Below are 20,687 nucleotides of genomic sequence, written 5' to 3'. Positions count from 1 at the left end.
GATGAAACCCTAAAGAACACTTAACTCCGTCATTCTTACGTATCCATTTAAGCCTTCTGATATATTCCAATATAGTCAAATAAAGATCTATGGCCCCTTAGTATCCTGTGCTACATACTCGAAACAGTGGTTGCACAAATTCCTTTTTATATAAGCAGCATGATTAACATCAATCGTGGCTTTGCAGTGCGGGCATCTAAAAGCCTCACCTATTTCCATCATAAAGGAATGAAAGAATGTATCCTCTAAAGAAATTCGTCTAATATCCCGTAGATCTTTTACATTAAGATCATTAAGCATGGACGTATCAAGCTTATTTTTAGTTATATTTAGAGAGTTATAGCAACCATAATCCACGGAATAAACATTATATGAAACGCCAGGGTGATCTTTATGAGAATACCCTCCTTTTCGCAAATGAATAACGCGAAGATCAATGAGATTCTGAATGTGCTTATTATTTGAGTATTTTTCAGGGATTAAGAAATGCATCGATTTCCTTTTTTCAATTACCTCTTTAACTATTTCTGTTAAGAGCTTTTTCTCAACTTCATTTTTATCAACCTGCTCTTTTTTATCAGATTCATACCACTCGGCGTTAGCTAATCTTAAATTTTTAACGCTAACTCTCGTTGCTGTCGAGCTTGACGAAAGAATAAATTTATCATAGCTATTAAGGAAAAGATTCATAAAATCTCTTGGTATACCAGCGCAAGCTATTAATATTTCATTCAAAGCGACGTTGGCAAAAATAATATTAATGAAGCTATCTTTTGTTTTCTTCTCTTTTTTAACCAGGTTATCAATAGCTGATTTATTAATTGAAGACAAATGTTTATACAGAAGATCATTGAAAAAATCTCTTGTTTGGTTTTTATTGACTTCAAAAACATATCTCATATCTAATGGATATCCAAAGATATCACCGCCCTCTTCAAGCCCAAAGAACTTACTTTCAGTTTTTATCCCTAATGTTGTTCTGTTTGGAATAGCTGCTATTTTAGTAACAACACTTATCGCGGAAAATGTTTTCTTGAATATTTCGGCTAATGAAGGTTGTATTTCTCGGGGAATCTCAGACCATTCATCAACAAGAATCATTAAAAACCTAACGTCCAGATAGTTCAAAATTTCATCAAGTGCATTAGTAATGTGCAAAATAGACACATGGCCTCTACGCCCAGTTTGTTTATTTTCCTTAACTGTACCTGTTGCTGACACTTTTGCGCTTGGGACTTTTGATAAGTTGACCTCTCCACTAAGGCTTTTGACCTCTTCTTCAGAAACTGTCAAATCATTAGCTTTCTTCAACTCTCTTCCATTGAACTCTAAATATAAAGACTCAAAATGCTTCGCTAATTCAGCTTTTTTTATTTCAAACAATTGAGTATTAGCAACGTCAAATTCATTTTTACCCAAAAGGAAGGAAATGTTACTATAAAGATTAAAAGAAACTTCTTGCATTAAATACTTGAATATTAACAAAGCATCAACTTCTTTGTTCTCAACTTCAGGTGAGACTAGAGGAATGATTCTTCTAAAATCAACATAAATAGGAAATACTTTATCTTCTGGATACTGGTTAATCACATTTTCCGAGAGTGCTTTTAGAAGGTGTGTTTTTCCTGACCCTCTTCGACCATATATTACAGTATTGTTTATATTATTAATGTTTCTTATATTTTCTTCGCCTGAGTAGAGTTCTAAATAGCTGTTGTAGTCTATTCGCTCAGCGCGAATATTATTAGCAAGTTTACCTATGCAATTTTTTATTTCTTCTGATTTGATACTCATCTAAAACCCCATTTATAATCAATTAATTCACTAAAATGACAATGAGCTCGCTAGTAATAAACAACGCATCCATTATCAAGAGTGTTTATTTCCATAAGATAATGATTTTGCAAAGTCATATGGCGTAATATATCCGTCACTGTTACGACTCAGGTAATCAGCCCACCATTGCACCATAAGTTTACGTTCATCTAAATGCTCAGAAGTATGAATATAGGCAGCGCGCACATTATTTCGCTCAGAATGGCTTAGCTGACGTTCTATCGCATCATCGCTCCACAACCCAGACTCACCTAAAGCACCGCGAGCCATAGTCCTAAAACCATGGCCGCACACCTCTGTTTTAGTGTCGTATCCCATTGCACGTAGTGCATTATTCACCGTGTTTTCGCTCATGACTTTATCGGGATCGTGATCGCCGGGAAATAACCGTTTGTTATCGCCGCTCAAAGACTTCAAAAGCTCCAGCAAGACCAACGCTTGACGGCTTAGCGGGACAAGATGTTCTTCTTTCATCTTCATGCCACGGTGTGAGTAGCGTACACCTTTGATTTCTTCACGCTGCGCCGGTATGCGCCAGCAAGCTCTATCAAAATCGAACTCATCCCAGCGGGCGAAGCGCAGCTCACTAGAACGCACAAAGGTGAGTAAAGAAAGCTCTACGGCGATGCGTGTCATGAGACGTCCCCGATAAGCGGCAAGCCTTGCGAGAAACTCAGGGAAACGATGAGGCGGCAGTGCAGGATAATGCCGAGCTTTGGTTGTTGCCAATGCTCCGGCCATGTCGCTGGCAGGATTAGAATCAATGTAATCGTTCTGAACTGCATAACGCATAATGGCCGTAACACGTTGCTGTAAGCGCTGCGCTACGTCGTGCTTACCGCTGGCGTCAACGGCCTTAATCGGTGCTAAGAGATGGCTGGTTTTAAGACCACGAATATCAGCTGCACCAATGTGCGGGAAAATATACAGTTCCAAATAACGAAGCACTCTCGCTCGGTGATCTTCACTCCAACGTTTGTTGTTGGCATGCCATTCTCGGGCAATGGTCTCGAACGTGTATGCGCCCGCAGTTTCAGCCTGAGCTTCCCTTTCTTCTGCTTTTGGATCCAATCCTTGTACCAACAGCTTTTTGGCTTCGTCTCTTTTGCTACGTGCTTCGGCAAGACTGACTGTCGGCCAAACACCGAAAGCAAGCCGATCCTCTTTTTTATCGTTAGGGCGGCGGTACTTCATTCGCCAATACTTGGAACCTTTCGTCGTAACCTCGAGATACAAACCGCCGCCATCGGCCATTTTGTAGGTTTTCTCTTTGGGCTTTGCGGTCTCGACCTGGCGGGCGTTTAGCTTCATTTTGGGGGCACATTTTCTATCGAAGTGGAGATGCCCCCAATTATGCCCCCAGTGCCCCCAGTGCCCCCTGGATTTCAACGGACGGTCTCGGACAACGGCAGACGCCAGAAAGGCTACTCTTATTGATTTTAAAGGATTTTTTGGACTTCGTCGGACGACTACGGAAGGGGGAATGGTGCCGAAGGCCGGACTCGAACCGGCACGTATCTCTACGGTTGATTTTGAATCAACTGCGTCTACCGATTTCGCCACTTCGGCACTGAAGTAGTATGCGGAAAACGGGTGAATTATACCTTCCCGCGACCAGCACGCAACACTTATCCGTTGTTCAATGAGTTAAGTGTCGAAAAAACCGCCGCCACGCGCGTTTGTCCGCCTCGCCTTACCGCTGCACGCCCTCCATAACTGCGTTGATGATGGGCATGCTACATCCACAGGCTATTGCAACGAGCATCCAGGATAAGGCGCCACACTCACGCAATACCATCCGATTCCAGGTTCTAGCATCGTTGCACAGCACAATGATAGCTCCTGTGCCGAACGTCATTCACTCCCACTAGCCAGAACCGCTCGCCCTGCTAGCGAAACAGGTTCAGGAGCCCGGCACGCCGCAGGCCGCAACCGCCTCCCCCATCGCCACTGTCTCACCCTGCGCCTGGCAAAAACAAAATAATCCCCAGCCGCAATGGCAATGCTGCAAATAATTGCACGCCAATGTGTCAGCGAATAAAGAATGAGGTTGCGCAACATTCCGAGAACACTATTTTTTCATTAATGAATGTCAGATGGGGAAATAAAGAAGCGGAATGCTGCCTTCAGGGGAGAGGCGCTATTTCGGTTAGATGGGGGGTTATCTAAAATCACCAGAAAATAGCGTACATACGTAACAAAATAGCAACTCAAGGCGTAAAAACCAGCAGAGAACACTTGCCTCTGCAGAGTTAATAGCTTTAAGATGATGTAAGAAAATTTTCCCTGGTGTTGGCCAATATTGGCAGCCTGACCTACGCGGTCAGGTTTTTTTTTATATTTTTTATCAAAACATTACCGGGAAAGTGTATCGCCTTAAGGGGTGAGAAACTAGTTAGACTAAAGTACAGTCCCTTACTAGACCTTTATCAGTTCATGCAGGTTATTATTTCACATCGTAGAAATCGGGGCCGGTGCTGTATTGCTTCCCTCTCGTGAGCCGCCACGCTGCCCACTCAATACCGATTAACGCCCGTCATTTCCCGGTTCGAAAGCTGCCGTGAGCGAGCAGCCTATCCATCCACCGGCTTAATCAGCCGCAGCTCCATCCCCAGGCGCACGGCATGTCGGGCGTTCGTTACCCCCAACTTTTTGACGACGTTGGACATATGGTACTTGATGGTGCCGGTCTTTATGCCCAGGATCATCGCCGTTTCCTGGTAGGTTTTACCCACGCTGGCCCAATAGAGGATTTCGTTTTCCCTGTCGGTAAAGCGGGCGTTGCCCTCCAGCGCTGCGGCGTTTTTATCTGACGGTGGGGCCAGCGCCAGATACGACTCATGGATTGAGGCCAGCAATACCGAGATTTCACCTTTGCGTTCGATGAGCGCCGGGATGATTTCCGCTTTCTGTTCTGCGCTGAAGGCAAAGGAAAGCGTGACGAGATTGTTGTTGTAATCGTGCAATACGAAGGTATAGCCGTGCGTCACGCCAAACTCGCGAGCCTGCTCGAACAGTTCGGGAAAATGCAGCCCTGAGTCGGCCATGATTTGCTCGTCCCAGGCGAAGGGGGTCAGGCGGTTGCGGGCGGTAATCACCACCGGATCAATGTACTGCAAACCCTGCTCTTGATACTTGTTGACCCATTCAGTCGGGTAGTTGGTGACGCCAAAAATACAGGAAATGTCTTTTTTGGATAACACCACATACGCCCACAGCAGCTCGCCCAACTCCCCCAACGCCGCTTCCAGGCGCTTGCCGATGATATTGCTGAGATTGTATTCGTCTTCCATTGACTGCCCGCTCCCTCTATCCGCATGCCGCAGGGTTGACTATAGCACGACGAAAAGCGACAGGTCGGGGGAGTGGTTCACCGGGGCATACAGCACCCACAAAAAAGGCGCGGCCTCGCGGCCACGCCTTTTCCCATACCGCTCGCCCCGCTACTTGCGTTTGAGCAGCATATACACGCTGATCAGCAGGAACAGCATGCTCGGCAGCAGCGCCCCCAGCACCGGCGGCATGCTGTAAACCATGCTCAGCGGGCCGAAGATCTGATCCAGCACGTAGAACAGGAAACCAAAGCTGATGCCGGTCACCACGCGGATGCCCATCGGCACGCTGCGCAGCGGGCCGAAGATGAACGACAGCGCCATCAGCATCATCACCGCCACCGACAGCGGCGAGAAGATTTTGCTCCACATGTTGAGCTGGTAACGGTTGGATTCCTGGCCGCTCTGCTTCAGGTACTTCACGTAGTTGTGCAGCCCGCTGATGGAGAGCGAATCCGGATCCAGCGCCACCACGCCCAGCTTGTCCGGGGTCAGGTTGGTTTTCCATTCGCCGGTCAGCGTCTGGGTGCCGGTCACCTGTTTCGGGTTGGTCAGATCCGAGGTATCCACCTGCGAAAGCTGCCACAGGCCGTTCTCGAAACTGGCGGTGGCGGCATAGCGCACCGTCTCGAGGCGACGCTGATCGTTGAAGTGGTAGATGTTCACGCCGGAGAGTTCTTTATCGCCGGAGACGCGCTCGATGTAGATGAAGTCGTTGCCGTCCTTCGCCCACAGCCCGCTCTTGGTCGAAAGCAGCGAGCCGCCGTACATCTGCTGGGCGCGGTAGTTGCGCGCCATCTGCTCGCCCTGCGGCGCCACCCACTCACCGATCGCCATGGTCAGCAGCACCAGCGGAATGGCGGTTTTCATCACCGAGCCGGCGATCTGCAGGCGGGTGAAGCCGGAAGCCTGCATCACCACCAGTTCGCTGCGCGTCGCCAGCTGGCCCAGGCCGAGCAGCGCGCCGAGCAGCGCCGCCATCGGGAAGAAGATCTCGATGTCTTTCGGCACGCTCAGCAGGGTGTACATGCCTGCGCTCAGCGCGGTGTATTCGCCCTGGCCGACCTTGCGCAGCTGATCGACGAACTTGATGATGCCGGACAGCGACACCAGCATGAACAGCGTCATGATGATGGTGTTGAAAATCGTTTTACCGATATAACGGTCTAATACGCCAAACATCAGGCCGCTCCTCTCAGGCGTGCGCGCAGCTTGCGCATCGGCACGGTATCCCACAGGTTCAGCGCCAGCGCGATCGCGAAGTAAACGCCGTTAACCAGCCACAGCCACAGCATCGGATCCAGCTTGCCCTTGCCGGCGTTGGAGCGCAGCGAGGTCTGCAGCAGGAAGAAGATCAGGTACAGCAGGATGGCCGGCAGCATGCTCAGCACGCGGCCCTGGCGCGGGTTCACCACGCTGAGCGGCACCACCAGCAGCGCCATCAGCGCCACCGACACCACCAGCGTCAGGCGCCAGTGGAATTCGGCGCGCGCGTCCGGATCGTCGGATTCCCACAGCGTCTGCATCGACATCTGTTCGGATTCGGTGTTGTCCGCCGCCACGGTACGGTGGCCAATCACCGCCTTGTAGTCAGTGAAGTCGGTAATGCGGAAGTCGCGCAGCAGCGCGGTGCCTTCAAAGCGGGTGCCCTTGTCGAGCGTCACCACCTGCGAGCCGTCTTTCTGCTGCACGATGTTGCCGTGCTCGGCCACCACCACCGACGGGCGTTGGTTGCCGTTCGGCCGCAGCTGCGCCAGGAACACGTCGTTGAAGGTGCTGCCCTTCACGTTGCCGATAAACAGCACCGCGTTGCCGTCCTGCGAGGGTTTGAACTGCCCTTCCGCCAGCCCGGCGATGCTCGGGTTGGCCTTGGCTTCGTTCACCACCACGTCCTGATAGCGCGAGGCCCAGGGGCCGGCCCAAAATACGTTCACCGCCGCGATCGCAGAGGTGAGCAGCGCCAGGATCATGGCGGCGGTAATCAGGGTGCGTTTGCCCAGCCCGCAGGCGTGCATGACGGTGATTTCGCTCTCGGTATACAACCGCCCAAGCGTCATCAGCAAGCCGAGAAACAGGCTCAAAGGCAGGATGAGCTGCGCCATTTTCGGCACGCCCAACGCGAGCAGAGAGAGTACTAAGTTTGTCGGGATATTGCCGTCCACCGCGTCGCCCAACACCCTGACCAAATTCTGACAAAAGAAGATCAGAAGCAGGATGAACAGGATGGCGATTTGGCTCTTGAGCGTTTCCCGTACCAGATATCTTATGATGATCACGCTTATTACGCCTGTGAAAACTTGTCTTTTTGCAGGAAAATCGATAATTTCATCGTTAATCCGCCATTTATTCTCATCATATGGCAACCTTCACAGCTAAAATAGTATTACAACATCAAGCCGTTTGGGTGTCCTATAGGAACTTGCTTATAGTCGCCAAAACAGAGCAATTTATGCCGTTCAGGTTAACATAATCCGTTAACTCAAATGGCAGGAGATCGTTACGGAGTCGGTTATTCTAGCCGTAGCGTCCGCCTTTGTCTTTAAGATTCAGGAGAGTGCATGGAGTTCAGTGTAAAAAGCGGTAGCCCGGAAAAACAGCGCAGTGCCTGTATTGTAGTCGGCGTTTTCGAACCGCGCCGCCTGTCCCCTATCGCAGAACAACTCGACAAAATCAGTGATGGTTATATCAGCGCATTGCTGCGCCGTGGCGAACTGGAAGGCAAGGTCGGGCAGACGCTGCTACTGCACCATGTGCCCAACATTCTCTCCGAGCGCATCCTGCTGATCGGCTGCGGCAAAGAGCGCGAGCTCGATGAGCGCCAATACAAGCAGGTGATCCAGAAAACCATCAATACCCTCAACGACACCGGCTCGATGGAAGCGGTCTGCTTCCTGACCGAACTGCACGTGAAAGGCCGCAACACCTACTGGAAAGTGCGTCAGGCGGTGGAAACCGCCAAAGAGACGCTCTACACCTTCGATCAGCTGAAAAGCAACAAGGTGGAGCCGCGTCGTCCGCTGCGCAAAATGGTGTTCAACGTGCCGACCCGCCGTGAGCTCACCAGCGGCGAGCGCGCCATCCAGCACGGCCTGGCGGTGGCTTCCGGCATCAAGGCGGCCAAAGATCTCGGCAACATGCCGCCGAACATCTGTAACGCCGGCTACCTGGCCTCGCAGGCCCGCCAACTGGCGGACGCCTTCAGCACTAACATCACCACCCGCGTCATCGGCGAACAGCAGATGAAAGAGCTGGGCATGAACGCCTATCTGGCGGTCGGCGCCGGTTCGCAGAACGAATCATTGATGTCGGTGATGGAATATAAGGGCAACCCAAATCCGGACGCTAAGCCGATCGTGCTGGTAGGCAAAGGGCTGACCTTCGACTCCGGCGGCATCTCGATCAAACCGGCCGACGGCATGGACGAGATGAAATACGACATGTGCGGCGCGGCCACCGTGTACGGCGTGATGCGCGTGGTGGCGGAGCTGAACCTGCCGCTGAACGTGATCGGCGTGCTGGCCGGCTGTGAAAACATGCCGGGCGGCCGGGCGTATCGTCCGGGCGACGTGCTGACCACCATGTCCGGCCAGACCGTCGAGGTGCTGAACACCGACGCCGAAGGCCGCCTGGTGCTGTGCGACACCCTGACCTACGTCGAGCGCTTCGAGCCGGAGCTGGTGATCGACATCGCCACCCTGACCGGCGCCTGCGTGATCGCCTTGGGCCACCACATCACCGGCCTGATGTCGAACCACAACCCGCTGGCGCACGAGCTGCTGGGCGCTTCCGAGCAGGCCGGCGACCGCGCCTGGCGCCTGCCGATGGCCGACGAGTACTACGAACAGCTGGACTCCAACTTCGCCGACATGGCGAACATCGGTGGCCGCCCTGGCGGCGCCATCACCGCCGCCTGCTTCCTGTCGCGCTTCACCCGCAAGTACACCTGGGCGCACCTGGATATCGCCGGCACCGCCTGGCGCTCCGGTAAAGCCAAGGGCGCCACCGGCCGCCCGGTAGCGCTACTGTCGCAGTTCTTACTGAACCGTGCAGGCCTGAACGGCGACGATTAAATCTGAGCGGTAATTCAGGTATAATCCCAAGGGGCACAGCATGCTGTGCCCCTACATTTTTTTATCGGCAGCGGTGGATCCTTAATGAAACAGGCGACGTTTTATTTGCTCGACAACGCGGAACCGTCAGGCGCACTCAGCGCCCATGAGGCCGTGGCCTGCGCCGTTGCCGCCAACGGCTTCCGTTCTGGCAAGCGGGTGCTGATCGCCTGCGAGAGCCAGGAGCAGGCCCAGCGGCTGGACGAAGCGCTGTGGCAGCGCGAGCCGCATGAATTCGTGCCGCACAACCTGGCCGGCGAAGGGCCGCACTACGGCGCGCCGGTGGAACTGTGCTGGCCCGGCAAGCGCGGCAACGCCCCGCGCGATCTGCTGATCGCCCTGCTGCCGCAGTTTGCCGATTTTGCTACCGCTTTCCATGAAGTGGTAGACTTCGTTCCTTACGAAGACACTCTGAAACAGTTGGCGCGCGACCGTTACAAGGCCTATCGCAGCGTCGGCTTCCATTTGACCACGGCTACGCCGCCAACTCACTGAATACGATAAAGAATGGAAAAGACAAACAGTCAACTCGACACCGCATACGACCCAAAACAGATCGAACAGAAGCTGTACGATCACTGGGAGAGTCAGGGTTACTTCAAGCCGAACGGCGACACCAGCCAGGAAAGCTTCTGCATCATGATCCCGCCGCCGAACGTCACCGGCAGCCTGCACATGGGCCACGCGTTCCAGCAGACCATCATGGACACCATGATTCGCTATCAGCGCATGCAGGGTAAAAACACCCTGTGGCAAGCGGGCACCGACCACGCCGGCATCGCCACCCAGATGGTGGTGGAGCGCAAGATCGCCGCGGAAGAAGGCAAAACCCGTCACGACTACGGCCGTGACGCGTTCATCGACAAAATCTGGCAGTGGAAGGCGGAGTCCGGCGGCACCATCACCCGTCAGATGCGCCGTCTGGGCAACTCCGTGGACTGGGAGCGCGAGCGCTTCACCATGGACGAAGGCCTGTCGAACGCGGTGCGCGAAGTGTTTGTCCGTCTGCACAAAGAAGATCTGATCTACCGCGGCAAGCGCCTGGTGAACTGGGATCCGAAACTGCGCACCGCCATCTCCGATCTGGAAGTGGAAAACCGCGAATCCAAAGGCTCCATGTGGCACCTGCGCTACCCGCTGGCCGACGGCGCGAAAACCGCCGAGGGCAAAGACTACCTGGTGGTCGCCACCACCCGTCCGGAAACCGTGCTGGGCGATACCGGCGTGGCGGTCAACCCGGAAGATCCGCGCTATAAAGACCTGATCGGTAAAGAGATCATTCTGCCGCTGGTCGGCCGCCGCATCCGCATCGTCGGCGACGAACACGCCGATATGGAAAAAGGCACCGGCTGCGTGAAGATCACCCCGGCGCACGATTTCAACGACTACGAAGTCGGCAAACGCCACGGCCTGCCGATGATCAACATTCTGACCTTCGACGGCGACATCCGTCAGGAAGCAGAAGTGTTCAACACCCTGGGCGAAGTCTGCACCGACTACTGCAACGAGATCCCGGCCGAGTTCCGCGGCCTGGAGCGTTTCGCGGCGCGTAAAGCGGTGGTTGCCGCCTTCGATAATCTGGGCCTGCTGGACGAGATCAAACCGCACGACCTGACGGTGCCTTACGGCGACCGCGGCGGCGTGGTGATCGAGCCGATGCTGACCGACCAATGGTACGTACGCACCGCGCCGCTGGCCAAAGTGGCGGTGGAAGCGGTCGAACAGGGCGACATCCAGTTCGTGCCGAAGCAGTATGAAAACATGTACTTCAGCTGGATGCGCGACATTCAGGACTGGTGCATCTCGCGTCAGCTGTGGTGGGGCCACCGCATCCCGGCCTGGTACGACGTGAACGGCAAAGTCTACGTGGGTCGCAGCGAAGAAGAAGTGCGCAGCGAGAACAACCTGGGCGCCGACGTGGTGCTGACCCAGGACGAAGACGTGCTGGACACCTGGTTCTCGTCCGGCCTGTGGACCTTCTCCACCCTGGGCTGGCCGGAGCAGACCGAGGCGCTGAAAACCTTCCACCCGACCAGCGTGATGGTCAGCGGCTTCGACATCATCTTTTTCTGGATCGCGCGCATGATCATGCTGACCATGCACTTCATCAAAGATGAAAACGGCAAGCCGCAGGTGCCGTTCAAGACCGTCTACATGACCGGCCTTATCCGCGACGACGAAGGCCAGAAGATGTCCAAGTCGAAAGGCAACGTGATCGATCCGCTGGACATGGTCGACGGCATCTCGCTGGAAGATCTGCTGGAAAAACGCACCGGCAACATGATGCAGCCGCAGCTGGCGGAGAAAATCCGCAAGCGCACCGAGAAGCAGTTCCCGAACGGCATCGAACCGCATGGCACCGACGCCCTGCGCTTCACCCTGGCGGCGCTGGCCTCGACCGGCCGCGACATCAACTGGGACATGAAGCGCCTGGAAGGCTACCGCAACTTCTGTAACAAGCTGTGGAACGCCAGCCGCTTCGTGCTGATGAACACCGAAGCGCACGACTGCGGCTTCAACGGCGGCGAGAAAGTGTTGTCGCTGGCGGATCGCTGGATCCTGGCCGAATTCAACCGCACGGTGAAAGCCTACCGCGAAGCGCTGGACACCTACCGCTTCGATCTGGCGGCCAACATCCTGTACGAATTCACCTGGAACCAGTTCTGCGACTGGTATCTGGAGCTGACCAAGCCGGTGGTGAACAACGGCAGCGAAGCGGAACAGCGCGGCACCCGCCACACGCTGATCACCGTGCTGGAAGCGCTGCTGCGCCTGGCGCACCCGATCATTCCGTTCATCACCGAAACCATCTGGCAGCGCGTGAAGCCGCTGACTGGCACGACCGCAGACACCATCATGCTGCAGCCGTTCCCGGCCTACGACGCCGCGCTGGAAGACGAACAGGCGCTGAACGATCTGGAGTGGATCAAACAAACCATCATCGCCGTGCGCAACATCCGCGCCGAGATGAACATCGCGCCAAGCAAAGCGCTCGACGTGCTGCTGCGCAACTGCAGCGCCGACGCCCAGCGCCGCGTGCAGGAGAACCAAAGCTTTATCGCCCGCCTGGCGCGCCTGGAATCCATCGCGCTGCTGCCGGCCGGTGAGAAAGGCCCGGTCTCCGTCACCAAGCTGGTGGACGGCGCCGAGCTGCTGATCCCGATGGCCGGTTTCATCGACAAGGACGCCGAGATCGCGCGTCTGGCGAAAGAGATGGGCAAGCTGGATGCGGAAATCGCTTCGATCGAAGGCAAGCTGGCGAACGAAGGCTTCGTGGCGCGCGCGCCGGAAGCGGTGGTCGCCAAAGAACGCGATCGTCTGGCGGCCTGCAAAGAAGGCAAAGTGAAGCTGCAGGAACAGCAGGCGACCATCGCCGCGCTGTAATCCACCGGCTCACGCCAACGCATGAAAAACAGCGGGGTCTTCCCCGCTGTTTTTTTATCGCCGTTGCATCCGGGCCGGGTTAGATGTTATTACAAGATATTACTGCCGCAGGGACGCCGCCGGGAAATAACCCCCGGCGCGTTTCGCGCTGCGATAAAAATGAAAAACGAACGTGGTCTCTTTCAATGGCGAGTGTAAACATGACAACAGCAACCCCGGCGCGCCTGCTGGTGCGCCCCATCACGGCGGAAGACAATCCCGCCATTGCTCACGTCATTCGCGAAGTCTCCGCCGAGCACGGCCTGACGGCGGATAAAGGCTATACCGTCTCCGATCCCAATCTGGACGCCCTGTATCAACTCTACAGCCTGCCGCGCAGCGCTTACTGGGTGATCGAGGTGGACGGCCAGGTCGCCGGCGGCGGCGGCATCGCGCCGCTGCAGGGCGGCGCAGACGATATTTGCGAATTGCAGAAGATGTATTTCCTGCCGGTATTGCGCGGCAAGGGGTTGGCGAAACGCCTGGCGCTGCAGGCGCTGGATTTCGCCCGCCGGCACGGCTTCCGCTGTTGTTACCTCGAGACCACCGCCAGCCTGACGCAGGCCGTCGCGCTGTACGAACACCTGGGCTTCGAACACATCGACCACGCGATGGGCGCCACCGGCCACGTCGATTGCGAAGTCACCATGCTGAAAACGCTGTAATCATCCCCCGCCTCTCCATCAGGGCGCAGCTTGCTGCGCCTTTTTATTAATATCGCAATCAATCAGTAAAACTCGCTATAACGCCGTTTTTCAAGCAGATAAACTGACGTTAAAAACCAAGATGTAAATTTAATGTGAAGTTCGTTAATAAATTAACGATCGTAAATTGACCGCTTGCGCCCCCGCGCTACTCTGCCAGTATCCCAATCGCGCACGGAGAGCTGTCATGTCGGAAAACACCTTTGATTACATCATCGTCGGCGCCGGTTCCGCCGGCTGCGTGCTGGCGGCGCAGCTGATCCGCCGCACCCAGGCGCGGGTGCTGCTGCTGGAAGCCGGCGGCGACGACAATAACCTGTTCATCAAGATGCCGGCCGGGGTGGCCAAGATCATCGCCAAAAAGAGCTGGCCCTACGAAACGGAACCGGAACCGCACGCCAATAACCGCCGCATGCAGATCGCACAGGGCAAAGTGCTGGGCGGCAGCAGTTCGGTCAACGGCATGATCTACCTGCGCGGCCAGCCGCAAGATTACGACGACTGGGCCGAGCGCTATGGCTGCGCCGGCTGGAGCTACCAAGAGGTGCTGCCCTACTTCAAACGCGCCGAGGCCAACGAAAGCCTGTCCGACGACTACCACGGCGCCGACGGGCTACTGCCGGTCAGCGAAAACCGCTACCGCCACCCGCTCAGCATGGCGTTTATCCGCGCCGGCCAGGAGTTGAACCTGCCCTATCGCAACGACTTCAACGGCGACAGCCAGCACGGCGTCGGCTTCTACCAAACCACCACCCGCAACGGCGAGCGCGCCAGCACCGCCCGCACCTACCTGAAGGCGGTGCGCGACGAACGGCGTCTGGTGGTGAAACTGAACGCCCTGGCGCACCGGCTGACCTTCGAGGGCAACGTCGCCACCGGCGTGGTCTACAGCCAGAACGGCGGCGCGGAAGTGACCGCGCACGCCACCAAAGAGGTGATCGTCAGCGCCGGTGCGGTCGGTTCGCCGAAGCTGCTGATGCTGTCCGGCATCGGCCCGCGCGACCACCTGCAGCAGCTGGGCATCGAGGTGCGGGCGGATCTGCCGGTGGGCAAAAACTTCCACGACCATCTGCACATGTCGATCAACGTCAGCACCCGCGAGCCGATCAGCCTGTTCGGTGCCGATCGCGGCCTGCAGGCGCTGAGCCACGGCGCGCAGTGGCTGGCGTTTCGCAGCGGGGTGCTTTCGTCCAACGTGCTGGAAGGCGCCGCCTTCACCGACAGCCGGGGCGATGGCCGCACGGACGTGCAGATCCACTTCCTGCCGATGCTGGACAGCTGGGACGACGTGCCCGGCGAGCCGCTGCCGAACATTCACGGCTTCACGCTCAAGGTCGGCTACCTGCAGCCGAAGGCGCGCGGCGAAGTGCTGCTGCGCAGCAACAACCCGCGCGATCCGGTCAAGCTGCACGCCAACTACCTCGGCCACCCGGACGATCTGGCCGGCAGCGTGCGCGCGGTGAAGTTCGGCCTGGATTTCCTGCAAACCGCGGCGCTAAAGCCGCTGATCAAGGATCTGCTGATGCCGCAGCCGGAGTGGACGCGCGACGACGCGCAGCTGGAAGCCTTCGTGCGCAACTTCTGCAAGACGGTGTATCACCCGGTGGGCAGCTGCCGCATGGGGCCGTCGCCGCAGGACGCGGTGACCGATCCGCAGCTGCGGGTGCACGGTTTTGAACGGCTGCGGGTGATCGACGGCTCGGTGATGCCGCAGCTCACCAGCGGCAACACCAATGCGCCGACCATCATGCTGGCGGAAAAGGCGGTAGATTTGTTGCTGGGCGCGCCGCAGTAAGGGCGCTTCAACGTCAGGCGGCGGCGGGCACGCCGCTGTGGAAGCGCAGCTCGCTGTCCGGCGACAGGATCAGTTCAGCTTCGAGGCGGCCGAAATGCGCCACCCGTTCACTGATGTCGCCGCCGGCGATCTGCTCGGCCAATGTCAGGTAGTCCTGATAATGCCGCGCTTCGGATCGCAGCAGCGAAACGTAAAAGCGGTTCAACTCGTCGTCCAGGTGCGGCGCCAGTTTAGCGAAGCGTTCGCAGGATCGCGCTTCGATGTAGGCGCCGCAGATCAGTTTGTCGATCAGCGTCGCCGGATCGTGAGTGCGGATCTCGCGGATCATCCCCTTGGCATAGCGGCTGGCGGTGATCTTGCGATACGGGATCCCACGCGCCTGCATGATCTCCAGCACCTGCGAGAAGTGATGCAGTTCTTCCTTGATCAGCAGCACCATGCGATCCGCCAGATCCTGGCCGTAGGCCGAGCCGTTTTTCGGCAGGATCTTGCGGGTGAACTGGCCCTGGCGGAACAATGTGTCGGGCGCGCCCTGCGCTTCGTGCAGAAACGCCTCGTAGGGCCGCAGCAGCGCCAACAGCGCGTCGCCGCTCTCTTTGTCCGCCACGTAGCGGCGGATCAGCCACATGCCGGTCTGCGCGGCTTTCAGCTCACACACCAGGTGGTCGGTCAGCAACAGCTGCAGGTTTTCCGGACGGCGCGCGGCGTCGATCCAGGCGTCGGGAGTTTCACAGTGCAGGAAGCTTAAAATCGGGGCTAGCAGAGATTGGTATGTCATGGCGTCATTGCCCTATGTATTTCAAGTTGCAGCCAACAACGCTGCAGCTTGAAAGACGACGGGGATATCAGGGGCCGGCGAGAACCGGCCCATGTGAATAAGCGGGGTTAATCAGTGGCGTTTGCCGTCGTCGTCTTCGTCGATGTAGTCGCCGTCTTCGTCATCCTCACCGTCTTCACCGTTCGGATCTTCGAAGTAGGTGCCCCAGCCGTCGTAGTTGACGCCGCAGCGCTCCGCCAGCGCCACCAGCTGCTCGACCTGAGCGTCGATCAGCTCGGCGTTCAGGCCGACTTCGCTGATCACGTCGCAGCACATCACCATCGAACCGTCTTCCACTTCCAGCTCTTCGGCGTCGGTCACTTCGTAGCCCAGCTTGAAGGCTTCAACGGCGGCCTGCTCCAGAACCTCAAATTTCTCGGCGGACAGATGGTGCTCGATGGTGTAGAGCGCGTCCGGATCGCTGCCGTCTTCCAGCAGTTCTTCGATGATCAGGCGGGTCTCTTCACGTTGTTCTTCCAGCAATTCGCGGTTTGCCATGCCTATATCCTCAAGTCAAATGGCCTTCATTCCTTCTATTTTCACACACCGCCGACGTTGCTTCCACGATAAACGTGAAAGATTTCCTCGTCGGGGTTGAAATTGAATATTCATACATATAAAGTGAATTTTAATTCAATTAAGCAATCAGGGAATCGGACTATGAGCACCGGCAATGCGTTCTACCAACGTCACTTTCTGAGGTTAATGGATTTCACCCCCGCCGAGCTGCAGGCGCTGCTGCAGCTTTCGGCCGATCTGAAACAGGCCAAAAAGCTGGGGCGGGAACAGCGCCGGCTGCAGGGCAAAAACATTGCGCTCATCTTCGAAAAAGACTCGACCCGCACGCGATGCTCTTTCGAAGTTGCCGCATTCGATCAGGGTGCACAGGTGACCTATCTCGGCCCGAGCGGCAGCCAGATCGGCCATAAAGAGTCGATGAAAGACACCGCCCGGGTGCTGGGCCGCCTGTACGACGGTATTCAGTACCGCGGCTACGGCCAGGCGCTGGTGGAAACCCTGGCGCAACACGCCGGCGTGCCGGTGTGGAACGGCCTGACCGACGAGTTCCACCCTACCCAATTGCTGGCGGATCTGCTCACCGTGCAGGAACACCTGCCGGGCAAGGCGCTGAGCGAGGTGAAGCTGGCGTACGTCGGCGACGCGCGCAACAACATGGGCAACACGCTGCTGGAAGCCGCCGCGCTGGCGGGCATGGATCTGCGGCTGGTGGCGCCGAAGGCCTGCTGGCCGCAGCCGGAGCTGGTGGCCGAATGCCAGGCACTGGCGCAGAAAACCGGCGCGAAACTCACCCTGACCGAAGACATCGCCGAAGGGGTGCAAGACGCCGATTTCCTCTACACCGACGTGTGGGTGTCGATGGGCGAACCGAAAGAGACCTGGCAGGAGCGTATCGCGCTGCTGCGGCCGTATCAGGTCAACATGGCGATGCTGAAACTCACCGGCAACCCGAACGTGAAGTTTCTGCACTGCCTGCCGGCGTTCCACGACGACCAAACCACGCTCGGCAAGCAGATGGCGCAGCAGTACGATCTGCACGGCGGCATGGAAGTGACCGACGAGGTGTTCGAGTCGGCGCACAGCGTGGTGTTCGATCAGGCGGAAAACCGGCTGCATACCATCAAGGCGGTGCTGGTCGCCACGCTGAGCACAACGCTCTGACACGCCTCTCCCTCCGCCCTGGCGCCCCCGGCCAGGGCGGCTAATATATTCCTGGAATATCAAATAGCGCATTGGCCTTTGCCCGCAGCCGGCAAAGGTTCTACCGTGACAGGCCGACGGCGCCCGCGCCGTAAAAACCAACGATAACAAACCGTTCGCAGCGCCGCCTTGCGGCGCCTTCAGGGGATACACACCGATGAAAGCCAAACTCTTGCCGCTGTTCCTGCTCGCCGCCCTGCCCGCCGCCGCGTTAGCCGCCACGCCGCCGAATACGCTGGTGGTGGTGCAATCGCTGGATGACATCGTCAGCCTCGATCCGGCGGAAGCCAACGAACTCTCCAGCATCCAGACGGTGCCCAGCCTGTATCAACGATTGGTGCAGGCGGATCGCGACGATCCGGCCAAGGTGGCGCCGGTGCTGGCGGAAAGCTGGCAGAGCGATGCGGCGGCCAAAACGCTGACGGTTAAACTGCGGCCGCAGGCGGCGTTCGCCTCCGGCAACCCGCTGACCGCCGACGACGTGATCTTCTCCTACCGCCGCGCGGTGAAAATGAACAAGTCGCCGGCGTTCATCCTCAACGTGCTCGGCTGGCAGCCGGACAATATCGACACGCAGCTCAAGAAGATCGACGAACATACCGTGCAGCTGCGCTGGACAGCGGACGTCAGTCCGGCGGTGGCGCTGAATATCCTCTCGACGCCGATCGCCTCGATCGTCGACAGCAAAGCGGCGCTGGCCAACGTCAAAGACGGCGACTTCGGCAACGCCTGGCTGAAGATGCACTCCGCCGGCAGCGGCCCGTTCAAGATGCGCGTCTATCAGCCGCACCAGGCGATCGTGCTGGACGCCAACCCCACGACGCCGGGCGACAAACCGCAGTTGAAAAACATCATCATCAAGAACGTGCCGGATCCGGCCACCCGCCGCCTGCTGGTCCAGCAGGGCGACGCCGATATCGCCCGCGAACTGGGCGCCGACCAGACCGACACGCTGAAGAACCAGCCGGGGGTTAAGGTGCTGGAGATCCCGTCCGCCGAGCAAAACTACCTGGTATTCAACACCGGCAACGGCGCCAATCCGCTGCTGAGCAACCCGGCCTTCTGGGAGGCAGCACGCTATCTGGTGGATTATCAGGGCATCACGAAGGATCTGCTGAAGGGCCAATATTTCGTGCATCAGAGCTTCCTGCCGGTCGGGCTGCCGGGCGCGCTGGAGACCAACCCGTTCCGCTACGATCCGGCCAAGGCGAAAGCCATCCTGGCCAAGGCGGGCATCACCCACGCCGCCTTTACGCTGGACGTAGAGAACAAACCGCCGTTCATCACCATCGCGCAGGCGCTGCAGGGCAGCTTCGCCGCCGCCGGCGTGAAGGTCGAGCTGCTGCCGGCCGCGGGCAGCCAGGTTTACTCCCGCGTGCGCGCCAGGCAGCATCAGGCGGCAATCCGCCTGTGGATCCCGGATTACTTCGACGCCCACTCCAACGCCAGCGCCTTCGCCTACAACGACGGCAAGAGCAGTACGGTGGCCGGGCTGAACGGCTGGCAGATCCCGCAGTTGAACCAGCAGACGCTGGCTGCGCTGGCCGAAGCCGATCCGGCCAAGCGCCGCGCGCTGTACACCGCCATGCAGCAGGAGCTGCAGCGCAGTTCGCCGTACGTGTTTATCGATCAGGCCAAAACCGAAGTGGTGCTGCGCGACAACGTCAAAGGCTACCAGCAGGGGCTGAACGCCGACATGGTCTACTACGATCGCGTCAGCAAATAGCTCGCGGGCGGCCATCGCCGGCCAATCGATTGCGGAGCGGCAAAAAACGGCGTTTTAACGCTTGCAGTGGCGAAAAGCGCGAGTATAATGCGCCACAATTTGCCAGGAGAAAGCATGAAAAACGACGTTTGTTTTGTTAGCCACAATCGACAAAACCGACTGCCTATCGGCGGCCAGCTGCCGTTGTTTCTCCTGTTGCTAAACCGATCGTTTCAAGCCCCTCGTTGAGGGGCTTTTTTTTGCCTTAAAAAGTCCCGCGCCACGGGCACGCGTCGAGGAGGAGTGAAAAATGGCCAACCCGCTGTATCACAAACACATCATCTCTATTAACGATCTCAGCCGCGAGGATCTGGAGCTGGTGCTGCGCACCGCCGCCGGTCTGAAAGCCAACCCGCAGCCGGAACTGTTGAAACACAAGGTGATCGCCAGCTGCTTCTTTGAAGCCTCGACCCGTACCCGCCTGTCGTTCGAAACCTCGATGCACCGCCTCGGCGCTTCGGTGGTCGGTTTCGCCGACGGCAGCAACACCTCGCTCGGCAAAAAAGGCGAAACCCTGGCCGACACCATCTCGGTGATCAGCACCTATGTGGACGCCATCGTGATGCGCCATCCGCAGGAAGGCGCGGCGCGCATGGCCTCGGAGTTCTCCGGCAACGTGCCGGTGCTCAACGCCGGCGACGGCGCCAACCAGCACCCGACCCAAACCCTGTTGGATCTGTTCACCATCCAGGAAACCCAGGGCCGCCTGAGCAACCTCAGCATCGCCATGGTCGGCGACCTGAAATACGGCCGCACCGTGCACTCGCTCACCCAGGCGCTGGCCAAATTCGAAGGCAACCGTTTCTACTTCATCGCCCCGGACGCGCTGGCGATGCCGGCCTACATCCTGAAAATGCTGGAAGAGAAAGGCATCGAGTACAGCCTGCACGGCAGCATTGAAGAAGTGGTGCCGGAGCTGGATATTCTCTACATGACCCGGGTACAGAAAGAGCGCCTCGATCCGTCCGAGTACGCCAACGTGAAGGCGCAGTTCGTGCTGCGCGCCGCGGATCTGGCCGGCGCGCGCGCCAACCTCAAGGTGCTGCACCCGCTGCCGCGCATCGACGAGATCGCCACCGACGTGGATAAAACGCCGCACGCTTACTACTTCCAGCAGGCGGGCAACGGCATCTTCGCCCGCCAGGCGTTGCTGGCGCTGGTGCTCAACGCAGATTTGGCTCTTTAAG

General features: G+C 57.2%; 15 protein-coding genes and 1 tRNA gene. 8 read left to right on the top strand and 8 right to left on the bottom strand.

Features of this window, described 5'->3' with window-relative positions; all coding sequences use genetic code 11:
* Positions 1 to 87 precede the first annotated feature (87 nt).
* From IMX17_RS15225 to lptF, 6 genes are all read right to left on the bottom strand, one after another.
* On the bottom strand, positions 88 to 1,794 hold the full coding sequence (locus IMX17_RS15225; protein ID WP_193549924.1) for a DnaA ATPase domain-containing protein: 1,707 nt from the start codon (positions 1,792 to 1,794) through the stop codon (positions 88 to 90).
* A 75-nt stretch (positions 1,795 to 1,869) separates the two neighbouring features.
* The gene (locus IMX17_RS15220; RefSeq protein ID WP_193549923.1) at positions 1,870 to 3,147 is read right to left on the bottom strand and encodes an integrase arm-type DNA-binding domain-containing protein; all 1,278 of its coding nucleotides are present in this window, start codon (positions 3,145 to 3,147) and stop codon (positions 1,870 to 1,872) included.
* 173 nt (positions 3,148 to 3,320) lie between these two features.
* A tRNA-Leu gene (locus IMX17_RS15215) sits at positions 3,321 to 3,405 on the bottom strand.
* Between the two features lie 1,004 nt (positions 3,406 to 4,409).
* Positions 4,410 to 5,129, bottom strand: coding sequence for a LuxR family transcriptional regulator (locus IMX17_RS15210; RefSeq protein ID WP_033641699.1), 720 nt, complete (start codon positions 5,127 to 5,129; stop codon positions 4,410 to 4,412).
* Positions 5,130 to 5,279: 150 nt separating this feature from the next.
* The gene (lptG, locus tag IMX17_RS15205) at positions 5,280 to 6,350 is read right to left on the bottom strand and encodes an LPS export ABC transporter permease LptG (RefSeq protein WP_019453290.1); all 1,071 of its coding nucleotides are present in this window, start codon (positions 6,348 to 6,350) and stop codon (positions 5,280 to 5,282) included.
* Positions 6,350 to 7,444, bottom strand: a complete 1,095-nt coding sequence (gene lptF, locus IMX17_RS15200; protein ID WP_193549922.1) for an LPS export ABC transporter permease LptF — start codon at positions 7,442 to 7,444, stop codon at positions 6,350 to 6,352. Before lptF ends, lptG begins: the two co-directional genes overlap by 1 nt.
* A 282-nt stretch (positions 7,445 to 7,726) precedes the next feature.
* Here lptF and pepA point away from each other — a divergent pair, with 282 nt between their 5' ends.
* The 5 genes from pepA to IMX17_RS15175 all read left to right on the top strand — a co-directional run bounded on the left by pepA (position 7,727) and on the right by IMX17_RS15175 (position 15,199).
* A complete protein-coding gene (gene pepA, locus IMX17_RS15195) occupies positions 7,727 to 9,238 on the top strand; it encodes a leucyl aminopeptidase (RefSeq protein ID WP_004933352.1) in 1,512 nt (503 codons plus the stop codon).
* Positions 9,239 to 9,322: 84 nt separating this feature from the next.
* Positions 9,323 to 9,772, top strand: a complete 450-nt coding sequence (locus IMX17_RS15190; RefSeq protein ID WP_033631663.1) for a DNA polymerase III subunit chi — start codon at positions 9,323 to 9,325, stop codon at positions 9,770 to 9,772.
* A 12-nt stretch (positions 9,773 to 9,784) separates the two neighbouring features.
* The gene (locus tag IMX17_RS15185; protein WP_193549921.1) at positions 9,785 to 12,661 is read left to right on the top strand and encodes a valine--tRNA ligase; all 2,877 of its coding nucleotides are present in this window, start codon (positions 9,785 to 9,787) and stop codon (positions 12,659 to 12,661) included.
* A gap of 200 nt (positions 12,662 to 12,861) precedes the next feature.
* Positions 12,862 to 13,365, top strand: a complete 504-nt coding sequence (locus IMX17_RS15180) for a GNAT family N-acetyltransferase (RefSeq protein ID WP_042783576.1) — start codon at positions 12,862 to 12,864, stop codon at positions 13,363 to 13,365.
* A 226-nt stretch (positions 13,366 to 13,591) separates the two neighbouring features.
* Positions 13,592 to 15,199, top strand: coding sequence for a GMC family oxidoreductase (locus tag IMX17_RS15175; protein ID WP_193549920.1), 1,608 nt, complete (start codon positions 13,592 to 13,594; stop codon positions 15,197 to 15,199).
* Positions 15,200 to 15,212: 13 nt separating this feature from the next.
* On the opposite strand, the gene miaE is transcribed toward IMX17_RS15175, so the two are convergent.
* Positions 15,213 to 15,977: a tRNA isopentenyl-2-thiomethyl-A-37 hydroxylase MiaE gene (gene miaE / locus IMX17_RS15170; protein WP_015376459.1), complete on the bottom strand. Its 765-nt coding sequence runs from the start codon at positions 15,975 to 15,977 to the stop codon at positions 15,213 to 15,215.
* A 111-nt stretch (positions 15,978 to 16,088) separates the two neighbouring features.
* A complete protein-coding gene (gene rraB, locus IMX17_RS15165; RefSeq protein WP_025305115.1) occupies positions 16,089 to 16,514 on the bottom strand; it encodes a ribonuclease E inhibitor RraB in 426 nt (141 codons plus the stop codon).
* A 162-nt stretch (positions 16,515 to 16,676) separates the two neighbouring features.
* Here rraB and argF point away from each other — a divergent pair, with 162 nt between their 5' ends.
* The 3 genes from argF (at position 16,677) to pyrB (ending at position 20,686) form a co-directional block, all read left to right on the top strand.
* Positions 16,677 to 17,696, top strand: coding sequence for an ornithine carbamoyltransferase (gene argF, locus IMX17_RS15160; RefSeq protein WP_193549919.1), 1,020 nt, complete (start codon positions 16,677 to 16,679; stop codon positions 17,694 to 17,696).
* Positions 17,697 to 17,892: 196 nt separating this feature from the next.
* The gene (locus IMX17_RS15155) at positions 17,893 to 19,461 is read left to right on the top strand and encodes an ABC transporter substrate-binding protein (RefSeq protein WP_046898012.1); all 1,569 of its coding nucleotides are present in this window, start codon (positions 17,893 to 17,895) and stop codon (positions 19,459 to 19,461) included.
* 289 nt (positions 19,462 to 19,750) lie between these two features.
* Entirely contained in the window at positions 19,751 to 20,686 is a 936-nt protein-coding gene (pyrB, locus tag IMX17_RS15150; RefSeq protein WP_004933375.1) for an aspartate carbamoyltransferase, read from the top strand.
* Position 20,687 lies beyond the last annotated feature (1 nt).

The organism is Serratia sp. X3, assembly GCF_014982455.1.
In the GTDB taxonomy this organism is placed as follows: domain Bacteria; phylum Pseudomonadota; class Gammaproteobacteria; order Enterobacterales; family Enterobacteriaceae; genus Serratia; species Serratia ureilytica.
Note: the sequence above shows the minus strand (reverse complement) of the source record. Positions and strands in the feature narration are given on the sequence as shown.

Coding starts and splice junctions, on each gene's coding strand:
- IMX17_RS15225 (WP_193549924.1), bottom strand. CDS start 1,794: ATGAGTATCAAATCAGAAGAAATAAAAAATTGCATAGGTAAACTTGCT.
- IMX17_RS15220 (WP_193549923.1), bottom strand. CDS start 3,147: ATGAAGCTAAACGCCCGCCAGGTCGAGACCGCAAAGCCCAAAGAGAAA.
- IMX17_RS15210 (WP_033641699.1), bottom strand. CDS start 5,129: ATGGAAGACGAATACAATCTCAGCAATATCATCGGCAAGCGCCTGGAA.
- lptG (WP_019453290.1), bottom strand. CDS start 6,350: ATGTTTGGCGTATTAGACCGTTATATCGGTAAAACGATTTTCAACACC.
- pepA (WP_004933352.1), top strand. CDS start 7,727: ATGGAGTTCAGTGTAAAAAGCGGTAGCCCGGAAAAACAGCGCAGTGCC.
- IMX17_RS15190 (WP_033631663.1), top strand. CDS start 9,323: ATGAAACAGGCGACGTTTTATTTGCTCGACAACGCGGAACCGTCAGGC.
- IMX17_RS15185 (WP_193549921.1), top strand. CDS start 9,785: ATGGAAAAGACAAACAGTCAACTCGACACCGCATACGACCCAAAACAG.
- IMX17_RS15180 (WP_042783576.1), top strand. CDS start 12,862: ATGACAACAGCAACCCCGGCGCGCCTGCTGGTGCGCCCCATCACGGCG.
- IMX17_RS15175 (WP_193549920.1), top strand. CDS start 13,592: ATGTCGGAAAACACCTTTGATTACATCATCGTCGGCGCCGGTTCCGCC.
- miaE (WP_015376459.1), bottom strand. CDS start 15,977: ATGACATACCAATCTCTGCTAGCCCCGATTTTAAGCTTCCTGCACTGT.
- rraB (WP_025305115.1), bottom strand. CDS start 16,514: ATGGCAAACCGCGAATTGCTGGAAGAACAACGTGAAGAGACCCGCCTG.
- argF (WP_193549919.1), top strand. CDS start 16,677: ATGAGCACCGGCAATGCGTTCTACCAACGTCACTTTCTGAGGTTAATG.
- IMX17_RS15155 (WP_046898012.1), top strand. CDS start 17,893: ATGAAAGCCAAACTCTTGCCGCTGTTCCTGCTCGCCGCCCTGCCCGCC.
- pyrB (WP_004933375.1), top strand. CDS start 19,751: ATGGCCAACCCGCTGTATCACAAACACATCATCTCTATTAACGATCTC.